Below are 16,026 nucleotides of genomic sequence, written 5' to 3' on the forward strand. Positions count from 1 at the left end.
TTGTGTACACCCAAGAACCTGTGGGAGCGGGCTTGCCCGCGATGGGGGCGGCGCCATTTTGGAAGAAGTGCGGTATTCAGTCCGCCAACTCCATCGCCCGCCGATAAAACGTCCACTCCTGCTCCAGTGCATGCGCCTGATTCACCGCCCGGCGAAAACCATGGCGCTCTTCTGCGTAATAATGCGCCTCGACCGGGATGCCATTGCTTTCCAGCGCCGTGACCATGTCGCGGGTCTGTTGCGGCACCACCACGGCATCCAGTTCACCCTGAAAGAAAATCACCGGCACCCGGATGTTATTCGCGTGCAGCAATGGCGTGCGTGCGGCGTAGCGCTCGGCGTCCTGTTGGGGATCGCCGATCAGCCAGTCGAGATAATCGCCTTCGAACTTGTGGGTCGCGCGGGCGAGTGCCACCGGGTCGCTGACGCCGTAGAGGCTGGCGCCAGCGCGGAACACCTGGTGAAACGCCAGCGCACACAACGTGGTGTAACCCCCGGCGCTGCCGCCGCGGATAAACGCGCGCTCGCCGTCGATCAGACCTTGTCTGGCCAGATACGCCACCACCGCACAGGCGTCCTCGACGTCCACCTCGCCCCAGCTCAGATGCAACGCTTGACGGTATTCGCGGCCATAACCGCTGCTGCCGCGGTAGTTGAGGTCGGCGACAGCAAAACCGCGTTGCGTCCAGTACTGAATGCGCGGGTCGAGCATCGGGTAGCAGGCCGAGGTCGGGCCGCCGTGGATGAACACCACCAGTGGTGGCTGTGCTTCGTCGTTCATTGCCGGATAAAAGAACCCATGAGCCTCACCGCTGCCGCTCGGGTAGCGCAACGTCTGCGGACGACTGATGCGCTCCGCCGGCAGTGGCGCAATACCACCGGCCAGCACGTTCACTTCGCGGCTGGAACGATCAATGGCAATCACCGCCGAGGGACTGATTGGCGAGGCGGCGATGCAATAGATGAGTTGCTGATCCAGCGCCAGGTGCCGGAAACGACTGTAGTCGCCGGTGAAGTCGTCGCCGTCGAGCGCCAGGCGACCAAAACCACCCTCGGTCCAGCTCGCCAGAAACGAATCACCCACCGGCAACCAGGTGCAGCCACCCATTTGCCAAGGGGCGGGCGCATGATCGGCCTCGGCGCAGGGCAGTCGCTGCAAACCGTCGGACGTTTCGCCCCACGGCTGCCAGAAGCCGCCGCGATCGGTCAGGCAGTACAGGCGATTTTCAGTGTCGAATCGCGGTTGCTGGATCGACTCTTCACGCTCGATGCCAGCCACGCATACCGGGGGCGCAAATGCGTCGTCGGTCAGACGCTCAGTCACCATCAAGCGAGTTGAAGTCCACGGCTGATGCGGCCGGCTCCACTCGATCCACGCAAAACGTCGGCCATTCGGGCTGATGGTGGGCGCGGCATAGAAATCCGCGCCTTCAGCCAGCAAATGCCGGGTACCGTCAGCCAGATCAATGGCGACGAGTCGATGCTGATCTTGCTGCTCCTCAACCGCCAGAACCTGGCCGCAAGCAAAATGCAGATCACCATAACGACACTCGCCTGACGTCAGCGCCTCAGGCGTACCCTGCAACGTCTGCCGATACAACTGCTGATCCGCCTCATTGACGAAAACCACCCCGTCTGGCGTCAGACAAAACGCGCCACCGCCATATTCGTACACCCGGCTACGCACGCTGAAGCCATTCGGCGTCAGACATTTCGCCGCGCCGTCGCGCCAGTGCCAGATCCGGCACGCGGCGTCTTCGGGGCGATATTCATTCCAGAATAAACCGTTGGCACCGAGTTGCAGTTCGGCGAAATCCATTCCGGCGGCGACGGCCTGGGTGGCGCTGAAAGGCTCAGCCCTTGGCGATGAGGCGTGAGTTTCGTTCATTACGGAAGGCCAGTTGTTCGATGGTCTGGGTGGCGGTCTCGGCTTCTTCGCGGGCCTTGAGAATCACGCCGTGATGTTCGGACTTGCTGCACACCGGATCGGCGTTACTCGCGTCCCCCGTGAGCATGAACGCCTGACAGCGGCAACCGCCGAAGTCCTGTTCCTTCTCATCGCAGGAGCGGCACGGCTCGGGCATCCAGTCGTATCCGCGAAAGCGGTTGAAGCCGAACGAGTCGTACCAGATGTGCTGCATGCTGTGGTCGCGCACATTGGGAAATTGCACCGGCAGCTGTCGGGCGCCATGACAGGGCAGGGCGGTGCCGTCCGGAGTCACCGTCAGAAAGACGCTGCCCCAGCCGTTCATGCAGGCTTTCGGGCGTTCTTCGTAGTAATCCGGGGTGACGAAAATCAACTTGCAGGGATGCCCTTCGGCTTCCAGTTTGACGCGGTATTCGTTGGTGATGCGTTCGGCGCGCACCAATTGTTCCTTGGTCGGCAGCAGGCCGACACGGTTGAGCTGCGCCCAGCCGTAGAACTGGCAGGTGGCAAGCTCGACGAAGTCCGCTTCGAGCGCGATGCACAGCTCGATAATGCGGTCGATCTTGTCGATGTTGTGCCGATGGGTGACAAAGTTCAGCACCATCGGATAGCCGTGGGCCTTCACCGCGCGAGCCATTTCCAGCTTCTGCGCGAAAGCCTTTTTCGAGCCGGCGAGCAGGTTGTTCACCTGCTCGTCGCTGGCCTGGAAACTGATCTGGATGTGATCGAGACCGGCCTTCTTGAAGTCACTGATCTTCTGCTCGGTCAGGCCGATGCCTGAGGTAATCAGGTTGGTGTAGAAACCCAGCTGCCGCGCTTCACGGATCAGTTCGGCGAGATCCTGACGCACCAGCGGTTCGCCACCGGAAAAGCCCAGCTGTGCCGCGCCCATCTCCCGCGCTTCGCGGAAGACCTTGATCCACTGCTCGGTGCTCAGCTCTTTGCCCTGCTCGGCGAAATCCAGTGGATTGGAGCAGTACGGGCATTGCAGCGGGCAGCGGTAGGTCAGCTCGGCGAGCAGCCACAGCGGCAGGCCGACTACAGGTTTTGGCGGTACTTGCACCGATGCCTCAGGCAAGTTCGATCCAGTGCTGCGCACGGGCAACCTCCATGAATTGCTCGATGTCTTCACCGAGCTCGGGCACGCCGGGAAACTGCTCGTCGAGTTTGGCGATGATCGCCGCGACATCGCGCTCTCCGTCGATCAAACCGCCGATCAGCGCGGCGCTGTCGTTGAGCTTGATCATGCCCTCGGGGTAGAGCAGCACGTGGCCTTTTTGCGCCGGTTCGTACTGGAAACGGTAGCCGGGGCGCCAGGTCGGGATCTTGCTGCGATCAAAACTCATAGGGTGATTCCTTTGTGCCAGACCCGCTGCTCGGTGACGCTGTGATACGGCGGGCGGTTCAGTTCGTAAGCCATGCTCATGGCATCGAGCATGCTCCAAAGAATGTCCAGTTTGAACTGGAGAATTTCCAGCATGCGCTCCTGACCCTCGCGGGTCTTGTAGTGCTCGAGCGTGATCGCCAGGCCATGCTCGACATCGCGCCGCGCCTGACCGAGGCGGGTGCGGAAATATTCGTAACCGGCCGGGTCGATCCACGGGTAATGCTGCGGCCAACTGTCGAGGCGCGACTGATGGATCTGCGGCGCGAACAGTTCGGTAAGCGAGCTGCTGGCGGCTTCCTGCCAACTGGCGCGGCGGGCGAAGTTGACGTAGGCATCGACGGCGAAACGCACGCCGGGCAGCACCAGTTCCTGGGAGCGCAGTTGATCCGGGTCGAGGCCGACCGCCTGACCGAGCCGCAGCCAGGCTTCAATGCCGCCGTCTTCACCGGGGGCGCCGTCGTGGTCGAGCAGGCGTTGAATCCACTCGCGACGGATCTCGCGATCCGGGCAATTGGCGAGGATCGCCGCGTCTTTCAGGGGGATATTCACCTGATAGTAAAAGCGGTTGGCGACCCAGCCCTGAATCTGCTCGCGGGTGGCACGGCCTTCATACATCGCCACGTGATACGGGTGGTAGATGTGGTAGTAGGCGCCTTTGGCGCGCAGTGCGGCTTCGAATTCGCTGGGGGACAGCGGGGTGTCGGTCATTGCGGTTCTCCGGGGAACAACCGTTAAAATCTTGGGTGTCTGGTCGGACGTCATCGCTGGCAAGCCAGCTCCCACAGTTTTTGTGAACGCCACAGAACCCTGTGGGAGCTGGCTTGCCAGCGATGGGGCCATCCGCTACAGCACAATACTCATGCCATCGAACGCCACTTCAACATTACGCCGCGCCAGCTCAGCGCGCTCCGGCGAATCCTCATCGAGAATCGGGTTGGTGTTGTTGATGTGGATAAGCACTTTGCGTTGCTCAGGCAACTGCTCCAGCACTTCGAGCATGCCGCCGGGGCCGTTCTGTGCCAGGTGGCCCATTTCACGACCGGTGCGGGTGCCGACGCCACGACGCTGCATTTCATCGTCATCCCACAGTGTGCCGTCCACCAGCAGGCAGTCGCTGCCAGCCATGATTTCCAGCAGCGGCGCGTCGACCTTGCCCAGGCCCGGGGCGTAGAACAGTTTGCCGCCGGTGTTGAGGTCTTCGACGATCAGCCCGATGTTGTCGCCCGGGTGCGGGTCGAAACGGTGCGGCGAATACGGCGGTGCGGCGCTGCGCAACGGCAGCGGAGTGAAGCGCAGGTTCGGGCAGGCAGCGACGGTGAAGCTCTGGTCGAGTTCGATGCGGTTCCAGTTCAACCCGCCGTTCCAGTGGGTGAGCATCTTGAACAGCGGGAAACCGGTGCTCAAATCTTCGTGAACCATGTCTGTGCACCAGACCTGATGCGGGCAGCCTTCGCGCAGGCTGAGCAGGCCGGTGGTGTGGTCGATCTGGCTGTCCATCAGGATGATCGCGCTGATCCCGGTGTCACGCAGGGTACGGCCCGGTTGCATCGGGGCGAAGCTCTGCAGCTGCGCGCGGATGTCCGGCGAAGCGTTGCACAGCACCCAGTTCACGCCGTCGTCGGACATCGCGATGGACGACTGGGTGCGGGCCTTGGCATTCAGGCTGCCGTCGCGAAAGCCTGCGCAATTGACGCAGTTGCAGTTCCACTGCGGAAATCCGCCACCGGCGGCCGAACCCAGAATCTGGACGAACATGAACGCTCCCATCTTTCAACGCTGAAAATAAAACGCCCCGGCGAGCCGAGGCGTTGCACTGCAAGTCTGCGTAGGCAGAACTCAGCGGCTGGCGAAGTACATGGTGACTTCGAAGCCGATACGCAGGTCGGTGTAAGCCGGTTTTGTCCAGGACATGGGTGTCTCCTTCAGGGTGGGTGGGATAGCGCTGTCCATAGTTATAGTCCACGGCAGCGCAGGGATGTTCCAAATAGTTAGGCTGCTATGTTACTCAAAATTTCAACGGTATTGCCCGTGAATCTTTGAGAAAGCTCCTTGCAGCCTTGGTAATGATCATTTTGTCGCTTGCCACGGTGCGCCGGGTGACGGTGCGCTGGCCAGGCAGCGCCAGCCGCCCTCGGCGTTGAGCAAGCGCTGCGCTGCCGCCAGCAATGCCGAGCGTTGCAGTTGACCAATGGCCGTGTGCAGTTGTGCCAGATAATCCGACGAGTGGCCCGCGAGTCTGGCCTGCCACAGCAACTCGGCGGCGTCTTTTCCGGACAGCTGACGCTCATCGAACTGATCGGCGAGTGACTGGCGTTGCTGGGTGAAATGCACGTCGTCGAGGTTTTCGATCAGCGCAGGAATGTCTTTGAGGAACTGCTGGATATGGCCGAGCAGCTCAACGGGCGCAGTCTCTGGCGACTGCACACCGAACAGCAATCCACTCTGACCATGTACCTGTCGCAAGGCACTGAACACCGCGTAGCCCAATTGCAATTCGACTCGCAGGCGCTGATAGAACGGGGTCTGGCACAGCTGCGCGAGCAGTCGCCAGGCGGCTTCGTCAGCGATTTCGTGGCCTGCGGCCGGGCAGAACAGCAGCAGTGCATGCTCGCTGGAGGCGGTGTCGATGTGGCTCCACAAATGTTGCGTAGTGATCGTCGGCACTGTCGGCAGTTGATTGTCCGGTGTGCCGGGGATGCGGCTCAGGGCCAGACCCATGGCCGATTGAGTTTGTGCGTTGAGACCAAGCGCCAGTCCGTCCCAGCGCGACGTTGTCCACACCTGTTTGGCGTCGTTCGACTCGACAGCCGATGGCAGGCAATGTTCAGGCAACGCCTTGAGCAACTGACGGATCGGTATCAACGGCGCTTCCGGCCCTGCGTTGGCTGAATCGGCGTCAATATGCGTCAGACATTTCAGCGCGTGTTCCAGGACACCGGGCATCGGCTCCTGCAGTCCCGTCAGTTTCAGCAGCCACTGAGTGCCGCTGGCACTGAACGCGATTTCGACGCCCGCCTGCCGTGCATCTTCCTGAGTTTCCTGCAGATTGCGTTGCAGCTTGCCTTGCAGATCGACGCCCGCCTGCGCTGCGGTTTGCCAACGCAAGTAGATCGCGCCGTGATCAGTGTGGTCCGGCAGCGCCTGACTGAACTGCATCGGTGAACGCTCACGCCGCCCGCGCGAGCGATCCTGAGCGAAAGTGCGCAATCCACGATGGGCGCTGGTCTGGCCGCGGATCAGCCCGGCGTTGGCCAGCGGTTCGCTGGAACCGAGGAATGGGTTGGCGGCAGGCCGATGCCAATGCGCGCTGAAGTTATCCACAACACCGATGTCGCGCAGGATGTGTTTGAGCACAACGACGCCGTTTTCCGACAAGCCGTGTGCAAGCTGTTCGCTGTCGCGGCGCGCCAGATGCAGTGCGCCACTGACTTGCTGCTGGCGTTCCAGCAATTTGGCATATTCCTCGCGCAACGCTGCCCAGCCCTGTTGCGCGGCAAAGAAGCTCAACCAGTCCAGAAACTGTTCACGAATGGCGCTGAAGGATTCGGCTGGGGCGGTGAATTGCAGGTCCAGCAACGCTTGCCCGGCGAACTGATACAGCGGCACCGCTTTCAAACCGTCCGCGAGGCGTTGTTGCTGCAAATGGGCGAGCAAACCGCCGGACTTGGCGCTGTTCAGCCAATGGCAGAGAAACGCCAGCGCTTCGGCGGACGAGTCGGGCAGCGCTTCGAAAGCGAACAACAGATGGCTGCTTCGCTCGCCGACCTGTTGATAACTCTTTACCGCCAATGGCAAGGGCGCTGCCTGCTCGACTTTATCCCCAACCGGCAGCGCGGCGGCGAACTGCTGTGCCAGTACGCGCAATTCCTCGATGCTCTGCGGCCCAACCAGGCTCAGGGTCATTTGTCCGGTGCGATAAAACTGCTGATGGAAATCCTTCAGCGCCTGTTGAAACGCTGGCAACTCAACTTTCAGGCTGTCGCGATTCCCCGCATGAAATCCGCGCAGCGGATGTGTTGCCGGCAAACCGTCGTATAACGCCAGTTCCTGCTGAGCTGTGGGATCTTGCGACCACGCGACAAATTCCGCGTCCAGCACTTCCCGTTCGCGCAATTGATCGTCCGGATTCATACGCGGCTGGGCGAGCATGTCTGACAGACGCTCAAGCCCGGCACTGAAGGCCGAGGTCGGCAGTTCGAAAAAGAAGTCGGTGGTGCGTTCGCGGGTGCTGGCGTTCACTTGGCCACCGTGACTTTGCACGTAGGCCATCAACGCCTGACTCGCAGGAAAACGCTCGGTACCGAGAAACAGCAAATGCTCAAGAAAATGCGCCAGCCCCGGCCACTCCAGTGGCACATCATGGCTACCGGCCGCCACCCGCAACGCAGCGGCGCTGCGCTTCAAGCCGGGCACCTGACGCAGGGTCACGCGCAAGCCGTTGGCCAGGGTTTCAGTGTGGGGGCGGGGGTGAGTCAGCGCAGGCATGGGCACTTCCAGAACAGTGAAGTGCCCATGCTAGCGGATTGCATGGGGTCAGCGCTTGTTCAACGCGTGGTAAAGCTCAGGGCGACGGTCGTTGAGGTAGCGATTGGCGGCGCGGGAATCGGCCATCAATTGCCGATCCAGCTCACCGACGATCAACGCTTCATCGAGGCCGGCCTGGGCGATATGGCTGCCGTCCGGCGCAGCGATGCTGCTTTGCCCGCAATAGTGGATCTCGCCTTCCTGTCCGCAGTAATTGGCGTACGCCACGTAGCATTGGTTTTCGAAGGCGCGGGAACGCACGGTGACGTCGGCGACGAAATCGAATGGAATCATGTTCGCCGTCGGTACCAGAATCAGCTCGGCGCCGGCCAACGCCAAACGCCGCGCATTCTCCGGAAACTCCAGGTCGTAGCAGATCAGGAAACCGATTTTCCAGCCGTTGAGTTCGACGATGGGAAAGTCATCATCCCCCGGGCTGAACATCGACCGATCCAGATCGCCGAACAGGTGGGTCTTGCGGTAATTGCACAGGCGCTCGCCGTGCGCGTCGATCAACTGCACGGCGTTGTAGATCTGCCCGTCGGCCGTGCGCTCGGGGTACCCGTAAGCGATCGCCAGCCCGGCGGCTTTGGCGATTCGACCGATCTGTTGCGCCCATTCGCCGTTGTAGACCTCGGCCAAGGTGCTGACCGCTTCCTTGCCGATGTTGTAGCCGCTCAGAAACATTTCCGGCAGCACCAGCAGGTCGGCACCCTTGGCCTCCATCGCCAGTTGCTGCAGGCGATGCAGGTTGGCGGCGGGTTCCAGGGGCAGCGGTGGACATTGGTAAAGGGCTACACGCATCGGGGATTCCTCTTACTCGGGCAGGGCGATAGGGCCGATGTCTTTGAACACATCACCCGGGCCCGGGTTCTCTTTATGTGTCGAACCGCCGAAGTGTTTCATGATGCCCCACACCGCGTTGAGTGAAGTCTGCACCGCGCCTTCGACCCACGCCGGGGTCCACGACACGTCGTCACCGGCGATGAAAATCCCCCGCTGCTCCGCCGGCATGTCGTCCTGCATGAAGTGCGCGTACATCCGCTGGTTGTAGCGATAGTGGCCGGGCAGGGCGCCTTTGAATGCACCGAGGAAGTACGGGTCGGCTTCCCACGACACGGTGATCGGATCGCCGATGATCCGCGCGGCGATGTCGACTTTCGGGTAGATCTTCTTCAGCGCGTTCAGCGCCAGCTCCACGCGTTTTTCAACAGGATGCGGGAGCATTTTCAGCGCGTCGCTCATCCACGAGTACGACAGGCAGATCACGCCCGGCTTGTCGTCACCGTTGTCGAACAGATAAGTGCCACGGGTCAGGCGATCGGTGAGGGTCATGCTCATCAGGTCGCGGCCGGTTTCCGGATCCTTGTCCTTCCAGAACGGGCGGTCGACCATCACGAAGGTCTTCGACGACTGCATGTAGCGCGTGCGATCCAGTGCCATCCACATCTTTTGCGAGAACAGGGTTTCGTCGCATTCGATCTGCGTGGTCAGCAACCAGCTCTGGCAGGTGGTCAGCACGGCGGCGTATTCGCGGGTGTCGCCGTTGTTGTCGGTGACAGCGAAACGGCCGTCCGGCGCGTGAGCGATTTTCTTCACGCCGGAGCGCGGCGCGCCACGGTGCAGGGATTTCAGACTGGTGCCTTGCGGCCAGTGCACGCAACGCTCCGGTACATGGCGCCAGATGCCTTGCGGCACTTGCTCCACACCGCCCACCACCAGGTGCTGGTGATCGTCGCAGTTGGTCATCACCACGCGAAAAATTTCCAGCATCGAGTTGGGGAAGTCCGAATCCCAGCCGCCCGTGCCGAAACCGACCTGACCGAACACTTCGCGGTGATGAAACGACAGTTTGGCGAAGGCCTTGGAGGTGGCCACGAAGTCGTAGAACGTGCGGTCGTCCCACAGCGGCACGAGTTTGTTCCACAGTTCTTTGAGGCGTGGCACATCGCGGTCACGGATGGCTTGCTGGATATCAGCGAACTGCGAGCCCGCCTCCAGCGCATCCGCCCAGGCGTCAGCCACTTCCTGAAACAGTGCAGGAAGATCCTTCAGGCTCTGTGCGTAATGGGTTTTGCCTTCCAGATCGATTACCGTGCTGCCGGAGGCTGGCGTCAGCGGGTTCGGGAACGGTTTGGTCTCAAGCCCGAGCTTGTCGACGTAGTGGTAGAACGCCGTGGAGGACACCGGGAAACGCATGCCGCCCAGTTCCGCGACGATGCCGTCGGTACCGTTGAACGCCTGCGAACGCAGGCGCCCACCGAGCTTCGAAGCCTCGTATACCACCGGTTTCAGGCCGAGCTTCATCAGCTCGTACGCGGCCACCAGACCAGCGATACCGGCGCCGACAATCGCCACTTCAACGCCATGGTGGTGTTCAGGAATGCTGCCGAGACCGGCCGGGTGTTCGATCCAGTCGTCAAACGCGAACGGAAAGTCCGGGCCGAAAATGGTGACGGGTTTCTTACCGTCTGCAGGATGGCGATTGTTCTTGTTCATGGCTGACCCTGTTGGCGACCCGACGCAAGATGCGCGTCTGAGTATAGGAAAAGATGCCAGCCATTCTAGGGAGCCTGGAACACGTTAATAAGACGCAATGTGTCGTCGTTTTGCCATTTAACTGATCAATATGACGATTGGTGACTGCATACCGACCAGGTGTAGAAGCGAACCTGCTCGCGAAGAGTCCCTCTCAGCCAACACATTTAAACCGGCTGCCCCCGATCGATCTTGCTACTCAAAATGATCGACGTCGTCGTCTTCTCCACCCCATCCACACTGCCAATCTGATCCAGCAACTGATCCAGCTGCTCCGGCGAGTCCGTGCGCAACCACGCCACATAATCAAACTCGCCACTCACCGCACACAACTGCTGCACCTGCGCCATCGCGCTCAACCGGCGCAGCACTTCCTTGCCGGAACGTGGCTGTACCTTGATCCCGACATACGCCTGCAACCCGCCATCGACCACGCGCTGCCCCAGACGCACGCCATAACCGGTGATCACCTTGGCCTTTTCCAGCCTCGCCAACCGCGAAGTCACGGTGGTGCGCGCAATGCCCAGCTGCCGGGCAAGCATCGCCACGCTTTCGCGGGCGTTGATTTGCAGGGCGGCGATCAGCTGGCGGTCGATTTCGTCGAGGGCGGGGGGGCGGGTGTCGGGCAAAGGGGCGGCTCCGTGACTGTTGAGGGCGGATGAGTTTGCATGTTACAGGCACTATCAGCGACACGCTGCTGGCGCTGACTGAGCACGTCACTTATGCGTGGAGGCAATCGTTGCGCCAAAACAAACATCAAATATTTGGTTTGACTTGCCGGGCCTATTTATCAAGTATGCCAACAAGAGCGCGAAATCTGCTGCCTTGCAGGGCTTTAGCGGACGTAGGTACCTCAGCGATACTGCAACATCGGTGTAAGGTGAGACCTCTTCATCCCATTTCCTGAGGATGCAAATATCAGGATTTAAATATCAAGGGCAGCCAAATGGCTGCCCTTTTCTTTGTCTTCAAGAATGTACCGCTTGTACAAAAGACCGCCATGGCGGTGCTTGTTCATTGCTCTTGACGGAGCGTGCATGAAATTCCAGAGGACGTGCCCGTTTCGCACATCGACCACGACGAGCATGTCGTTTTTTGCCTCACAGGCGTTGATGAATGCCAATCGGAAACCGCCATTATCGTAGAGGACTTTCCATACTTCGAAAGGTCCCGCCAGCGTGTCGATGGCATGTCGAACATAGCGTTTTCGGGAGTCGGGACGTTTCTCGACGATGTGGGCCAGTTTGTCTCTCATGACTGCAACGTTTCCAATAGGCGTGAGGATAGTAACGGCCAGTACGGAATCGTCGACGAACCTAAAGTGATTCAGAAGAATTTTGAGAGCGCCTTCGGCGTCGTCAGCCCTTTTTTACTTCTTCGATTGCGGCTGACCGAATTTCTCTTGGCAATGTTCTTAGATCTGGCAGAGCAAGGTCGATCCAGGTTGGTTGGTTGGTTGGTTGGTTGGTTGGTTGGTCGGCTGCTTCCTTTATCAGTGGCGCAGCATTCACAAGCATAAAAACAATCCTGGACGGGCAGTGGCGTCCGGAGATTACTTGTCTGGGGAAACAGTCAACAAGGCGCGGGGAGGGAAGAAAAAACAGCTTCGGAACTTGCCTACAGACTCCGGGGAAGTCTTCCGAACATTGCGCTCGTAGAAATTGTTCCCCCAACCGATCGCCCAAGAAAAAGCCGCGCATGTAGCGCGGCTTTCAAATGTGGTGGGCCCACACGGACTTGAACCGTGGACCAAAGGATTATGAGTCCTCTGCTCTAACCAACTGAGCTATAGGCCCTCAGTAGGTCGCGGATTATAACGACGGTTTCTCGGCTGTGCTATCCGAATAATCCGATACGGTTACACGAAGAAACGTTGCGGCGAATTCTTCCGGGGGCAGCGGCAGGCTGACGATGTAGCCCTGGATCTGTTCGCAGCCCTCAGCCGCCAGGAATTGTTGTTGCGCCTGGGTTTCCACGCCTTCGGCAATCACGGTGAATTGCATGCTCCGGCCCAGTGCGATGATCGCCCGTACAATCGCCGCGTCGTGCGGGTCGTCGGGCAGCCCGCGAACAAAAGACTGGTCAATCTTGAGGATGTCCAGCGGCAGGCGTTTCAGGTAACTGAGCGAAGAATAACCGGTACCGAAGTCGTCGATCGCCAGTTGTACACCCAGGTGTTTGAGCTGGTGCAGCACCGCCAAGGCCTCTTCGGCCTGACTCATGATGAAGTTTTCGGTAATTTCCAGTTGCAGTAAATCCGGCTGCAAACGGTTGTCCCTGAGCAGTTGTTCGATACGCCCGAGCAGATTCGGCTGGCGCAGTTGCGCGCCGGCGAGATTGACTGACAGCGGGCCGAGGCTGTCGTAGATCTGATTCCACTCGAACATCTGCCGGCAGGCGGTCTCGAGCACCCAATCACCGATCTGCAAGATCATGCCGTTTTCTTCGGCCAGCGGGATGAAGTGCTCGGGCGGCACTTCGCCGAAGGTCGGGTGGCGCCAGCGGATCAGTGCTTCGGCGCCGACCAGGCGATGGTCGTCGAGGCTGATTTTCGGTTGGTAGTAGAGGAACAACTCTTCGCGTTCGATGGCCCGGCGCAGTTCGTGTTCCAGTGCCACGCGTTCGCTGGCTTGGGCGGTGAGATCGCGGGTGTAGCTTTCGACGCGGTTGCGGCCCTTGGCTTTGGAGCGGTACATCGCGGCGTCGGCGTTTTTCACCAGGGTGGCAACGTCGCAGCCATCCCGTGGATAGAGGCTGGTGCCGATGCTGGCGCTGATGAAAAACTCGTGCTCACCGGCCTGAAACGGTGCGCCAAAGCAGTTGAGCAGTTTGATAGCGATGTTATCGGCATCACTGGCTTGTTGCAGGCCCGGCAGCAGGATAATGAATTCATCCCCGCCGAGTCGGGCGACAGTGTCGATATCGCGCAATTGCTCCTTCAGGCGTACGGCAATGCCTTTGAGCAAGAGGTCGCCAACCGGGTGCCCAAGGCTGTCGTTGATGTGTTTGAAACGGTCGAGATCGAGAAACAGCACGGCGCCCTGACCGCCATTTTCCTGTTGACTGTTCAGCGCGGTGAGCAGGCGACTTTCGAACAGGGTGCGATTCGGCAGGCCGGTGAGTGGGTCGTGGTGCGCTTGATAGTCGAGTTTGGCTTGTGCGTGTTTGAGGCTGGAGATGTCAGCAAACACCGCGACGAAGTGGGTGATGAATTTGTCGCGGTTGCGCACGGCGCTAATGGTCAGCCAGCTCGGGTACAGCTCGCCGTTCTTGCGCCGGTTGGAAATCTCGCCTTGCCAGTGACCCTCGTCGGTCAATTGGTGCCACATCGCCGCGTAAAACGCGCTGTCATGCAGGCCGGAGGCGAGCAGGCGCGGGGTGTGGCCGAGGGCTTCGCTTTCGCTGTAGCCGGTAATTTCGGTGAACGCACGGTTCACCGCGCTGATGTGCTGCTGGGTGTCGGTGATCAGCACGCCCTCGGCGGTGCTCTCGAAAACGGTGGCGGCCTGTTGCAGCTTTTCCTGCATCAGATGGCGTTCGGTGATGTCCCGGGCGATGGTCAGCATGCAGTCTTCTTCGCCGATCGGCAGCGGTCGGCTGGACACTTCGCACAGGCGGATCTGCCCGTCGCTGCGGCGGATATGGCAGGTGAAGTCGCGCACGAAGCCGTCGCGGTGCAACAGGTCGAGCATCTGCTTGCGTTCGTTGAGGTTGACCCAGATCCCCAGGTCCAGCGCCGAGCGATCCACCGACATCGCGCTATTGAATCCGGTGATGCGGCTGAAGCCTTCGTTGACTTCCAGCAGCAGGCCATCGCTCTGACGCGACAGCAGCAAGCCGTCCGGTGAGGCATGAAAAGCCTTGGCGAACTTCTCTTCGGAGGTTTGCAGTTGTTGTTGGGTTTCCTTGAGCTGAGTGATGTCGCGCACCACCACCACCAGCGCTGGAGTGGTGTCGAGGTCGAAGGGTTCGGCGGAGATCAGGCCGGTGAATACCTGGCCGTTGTTGCGGCGAAAGGGCATCTCCAGGTTGCGGATGCTGCCGGCCTGCAAGCGCTGGAGCAGTCCTGGCCCGACCCCGGGAATGCCCCAGATGTTGAGTTCCGTGGCGGTCTGGCCTATGACTTCTTCGGCCTTCAAGCCGATCTGTTCTTCAAAGGCTTCGTTGACCTCCAACAGGCAGCCATCGGACAGCCTCGCGATGACCAGAATGTCCGGGCATTGCTGGAACACTGAAGCGAACTTCTGCTCCGACAGCCGCAATGCTTCTTCTGTACGTTTGGTCTCGCTGATGTCGATCATCAGCCCGCGCATCACCGGCTCATGGCCGTGCTCGATCAGGCTGACAATATCGCGCACCCACAGGCAGCGCCCGTCTGCGGTAATCACCCGATAATCGAGGGTGTGATCGCGCCCTTCGCGCACCGCCTCATCGCAGATGGCCTGGGCACGCGTCAGGTCGGCGGGGTGGATGATGTTGCGCCAGAAACCCGGAATCAGCCAGTGCGCCTGTGGATAACCGAGCAGATCCTCGGCATGCGGCGACACATAGCTGTAGGTGAAGTCGCTCATGCGCGCTTCCCAGGCGATGGCCGACAGGCTCTCCACCAGTCCGCGGTAGTGGTATTCGCTGCTGCGCAATTCCTGTTCGAGGTCGACGCGGCGGGCAATTTCCGAACTCAGGCGGCGATTGATGCGAATGACCACGGCCAGGATGATCATCAGCAATAACAGGCCCGGCAGGCCGTAAATCAGCAAATCCGACCAGAATGTCCGATGATCGAGGACATTGCCGACCCAATGTTCCTGAATGCTGCTGATTTCCTCCGGGCTCATGTCCGCCAGGACCTTGTCCAGAATGCCCACCAGCATTTTGTTGTCACGGGGCACGCCCATGGCCAACTGGTAGCGGTACGGGGTTTCGCCGCTTACGTACAAGCCGTCGAGCTTGAGCTGGCGCAGGCTCCAGACGCTGGAGGCGAGATCGCCGACAACCGCATCTACTTCGTCGGTAGCCAGGGCCTGCAAGGCCGAGCTGACATTGGGCATGGCCACCAGATTCAGGTCCGGATGGTGGGTGCGCAGGAGTTCGTGGGGGGCGTAGTTTTCCACCACGGCGATCTTCAGTCCGTACAGGTCTTCGATTTTGCGCGGTTGCGCGCCGCCGATATGGGCGAGGATCACGATCGGGAAATCGAGATAAGGGCGAGTAAACGACAGATAGTTCTGGCGCTCGGGCGTGGACATGATCCCAGGCAGCAGATCGATCTTGCCGGTTTTCACCTGCGCCAGCACCTCAGTCCAGCTCGACGGCTCGACCGGAGTGAGTTTGACGGCCAGGCGCTGGCGGATCACGTCGATGTAATCAGCGGCCAGGCCTTGATAGCGATTCTGTTCATCGCGGAACTCGAACGGCGGCCACGAGGCGTCAACACCCAGGCGCAAGTCCGGGTGAGCCGCGAGCCAGCTACGTTCTTCATCGGTCAGAGTCAGCGCGTTAGCCGTTGCGGTCCAGATCATCAGTGACAGCAAGAAAAGCACGGGCGCCAGTCTGGGCATAACCGTCTCGTTAGGGCACGGGATTGATTGTTTCGAGTGTAGACGGGGTATGCGGGGGAGGGGCGGTGCGAGGGATTTAATCTGCCGTATAA

Annotated in this window: 13 protein-coding genes and 1 tRNA gene; 1 reads left to right on the forward strand and 13 read right to left on the reverse strand. The window is 60.3% G+C overall.

Annotated elements, in window-relative coordinates:
• Positions 1-76: 76 nt before the first annotated feature.
• The 11 genes from AB1J88_RS23360 to AB1J88_RS23410 all read right to left on the reverse strand — a co-directional run bounded on the left by AB1J88_RS23360 (position 77) and on the right by AB1J88_RS23410 (position 11,631).
• Positions 77-1,888, reverse strand: a complete 1,812-nt coding sequence (locus tag AB1J88_RS23360; protein ID WP_430292078.1) for a S9 family peptidase — start codon at positions 1,886-1,888, stop codon at positions 77-79.
• Complete coding sequence (gene pqqE / locus AB1J88_RS23365; RefSeq protein WP_430292079.1) at positions 1,854-3,026, reverse strand: pyrroloquinoline quinone biosynthesis protein PqqE; 1,173 nt, start codon at positions 3,024-3,026, stop codon at positions 1,854-1,856. Before pqqE ends, AB1J88_RS23360 begins: the two co-directional genes overlap by 35 nt.
• Positions 2,998-3,273, reverse strand: coding sequence for a pyrroloquinoline quinone biosynthesis peptide chaperone PqqD (gene pqqD / locus AB1J88_RS23370; RefSeq protein WP_003228880.1), 276 nt, complete (start codon positions 3,271-3,273; stop codon positions 2,998-3,000). The genes pqqE and pqqD overlap by 29 nt, the downstream gene beginning before the upstream one ends.
• Complete coding sequence (pqqC, locus tag AB1J88_RS23375) at positions 3,270-4,022, reverse strand: pyrroloquinoline-quinone synthase PqqC (RefSeq protein ID WP_096796665.1); 753 nt, start codon at positions 4,020-4,022, stop codon at positions 3,270-3,272. Before pqqC ends, pqqD begins: the two co-directional genes overlap by 4 nt.
• Before the next feature lie 135 nt (positions 4,023-4,157).
• Complete coding sequence (gene pqqB / locus AB1J88_RS23380; protein ID WP_430292080.1) at positions 4,158-5,069, reverse strand: pyrroloquinoline quinone biosynthesis protein PqqB; 912 nt, start codon at positions 5,067-5,069, stop codon at positions 4,158-4,160.
• 81 nt (positions 5,070-5,150) lie between these two features.
• Complete coding sequence (gene pqqA / locus AB1J88_RS23385) at positions 5,151-5,225, reverse strand: pyrroloquinoline quinone precursor peptide PqqA (protein ID WP_003422658.1); 75 nt, start codon at positions 5,223-5,225, stop codon at positions 5,151-5,153.
• A 156-nt stretch (positions 5,226-5,381) separates the two neighbouring features.
• Entirely contained in the window at positions 5,382-7,799 is a 2,418-nt protein-coding gene (gene pqqF / locus AB1J88_RS23390) for a pyrroloquinoline quinone biosynthesis protein PqqF (RefSeq protein WP_430292081.1), read from the reverse strand.
• Positions 7,800-7,847: 48 nt separating this feature from the next.
• Entirely contained in the window at positions 7,848-8,642 is a 795-nt protein-coding gene (locus AB1J88_RS23395) for a carbon-nitrogen hydrolase family protein (RefSeq protein WP_430292082.1), read from the reverse strand.
• A 12-nt stretch (positions 8,643-8,654) separates the two neighbouring features.
• Complete coding sequence (locus AB1J88_RS23400; protein WP_430292083.1) at positions 8,655-10,337, reverse strand: flavin monoamine oxidase family protein; 1,683 nt, start codon at positions 10,335-10,337, stop codon at positions 8,655-8,657.
• Between the two features lie 206 nt (positions 10,338-10,543).
• Positions 10,544-11,005 carry an Lrp/AsnC family transcriptional regulator gene (locus AB1J88_RS23405; protein WP_007966501.1) on the reverse strand — a complete coding sequence of 154 codons (462 nt, stop codon included), beginning with the start codon at positions 11,003-11,005 and terminating at the stop codon, positions 10,544-10,546.
• 296 nt (positions 11,006-11,301) lie between these two features.
• Positions 11,302-11,631, reverse strand: coding sequence for a PBECR2 nuclease fold domain-containing protein (locus tag AB1J88_RS23410; RefSeq protein WP_430292084.1), 330 nt, complete (start codon positions 11,629-11,631; stop codon positions 11,302-11,304).
• 66 nt (positions 11,632-11,697) lie between these two features.
• Between AB1J88_RS23410 and AB1J88_RS23415 the strand changes: the two genes are divergently transcribed.
• A complete protein-coding gene (locus AB1J88_RS23415) occupies positions 11,698-11,895 on the forward strand; it encodes a hypothetical protein (RefSeq protein ID WP_430292085.1) in 198 nt (65 codons plus the stop codon).
• 200 nt (positions 11,896-12,095) lie between these two features.
• Here the strand turns inward: AB1J88_RS23415 and AB1J88_RS23420 are convergent.
• A tRNA-Ile gene (locus tag AB1J88_RS23420) sits at positions 12,096-12,172 on the reverse strand.
• A 15-nt stretch (positions 12,173-12,187) separates the two neighbouring features.
• Complete coding sequence (locus tag AB1J88_RS23425) at positions 12,188-15,934, reverse strand: bifunctional diguanylate cyclase/phosphodiesterase (RefSeq protein ID WP_086793438.1); 3,747 nt, start codon at positions 15,932-15,934, stop codon at positions 12,188-12,190.
• Positions 15,935-16,026: the final 92 nt, after the last annotated feature.

The organism is Pseudomonas sp. S8, assembly GCF_050473925.1.
Taxonomy (GTDB): Bacteria; Pseudomonadota; Gammaproteobacteria; order Pseudomonadales; family Pseudomonadaceae; genus Aquipseudomonas; species Aquipseudomonas parakoreensis.

Coding starts and splice junctions, on each gene's coding strand:
- AB1J88_RS23425 (WP_086793438.1), bottom strand. CDS start 15,934: ATGCCCAGACTGGCGCCCGTGCTTTTCTTGCTGTCACTGATGATCTGG.
- AB1J88_RS23360 (WP_430292078.1), bottom strand. CDS start 1,888: ATGAACGAAACTCACGCCTCATCGCCAAGGGCTGAGCCTTTCAGCGCC.
- pqqB (WP_430292080.1), bottom strand. CDS start 5,069: ATGTTCGTCCAGATTCTGGGTTCGGCCGCCGGTGGCGGATTTCCGCAG.
- pqqF (WP_430292081.1), bottom strand. CDS start 7,799: ATGCCTGCGCTGACTCACCCCCGCCCCCACACTGAAACCCTGGCCAAC.
- AB1J88_RS23410 (WP_430292084.1), bottom strand. CDS start 11,631: ATGAGAGACAAACTGGCCCACATCGTCGAGAAACGTCCCGACTCCCGA.
- pqqC (WP_096796665.1), bottom strand. CDS start 4,022: ATGACCGACACCCCGCTGTCCCCCAGCGAATTCGAAGCCGCACTGCGC.
- AB1J88_RS23400 (WP_430292083.1), bottom strand. CDS start 10,337: ATGAACAAGAACAATCGCCATCCTGCAGACGGTAAGAAACCCGTCACC.
- AB1J88_RS23395 (WP_430292082.1), bottom strand. CDS start 8,642: ATGCGTGTAGCCCTTTACCAATGTCCACCGCTGCCCCTGGAACCCGCC.
- pqqD (WP_003228880.1), bottom strand. CDS start 3,273: ATGAGTTTTGATCGCAGCAAGATCCCGACCTGGCGCCCCGGCTACCGT.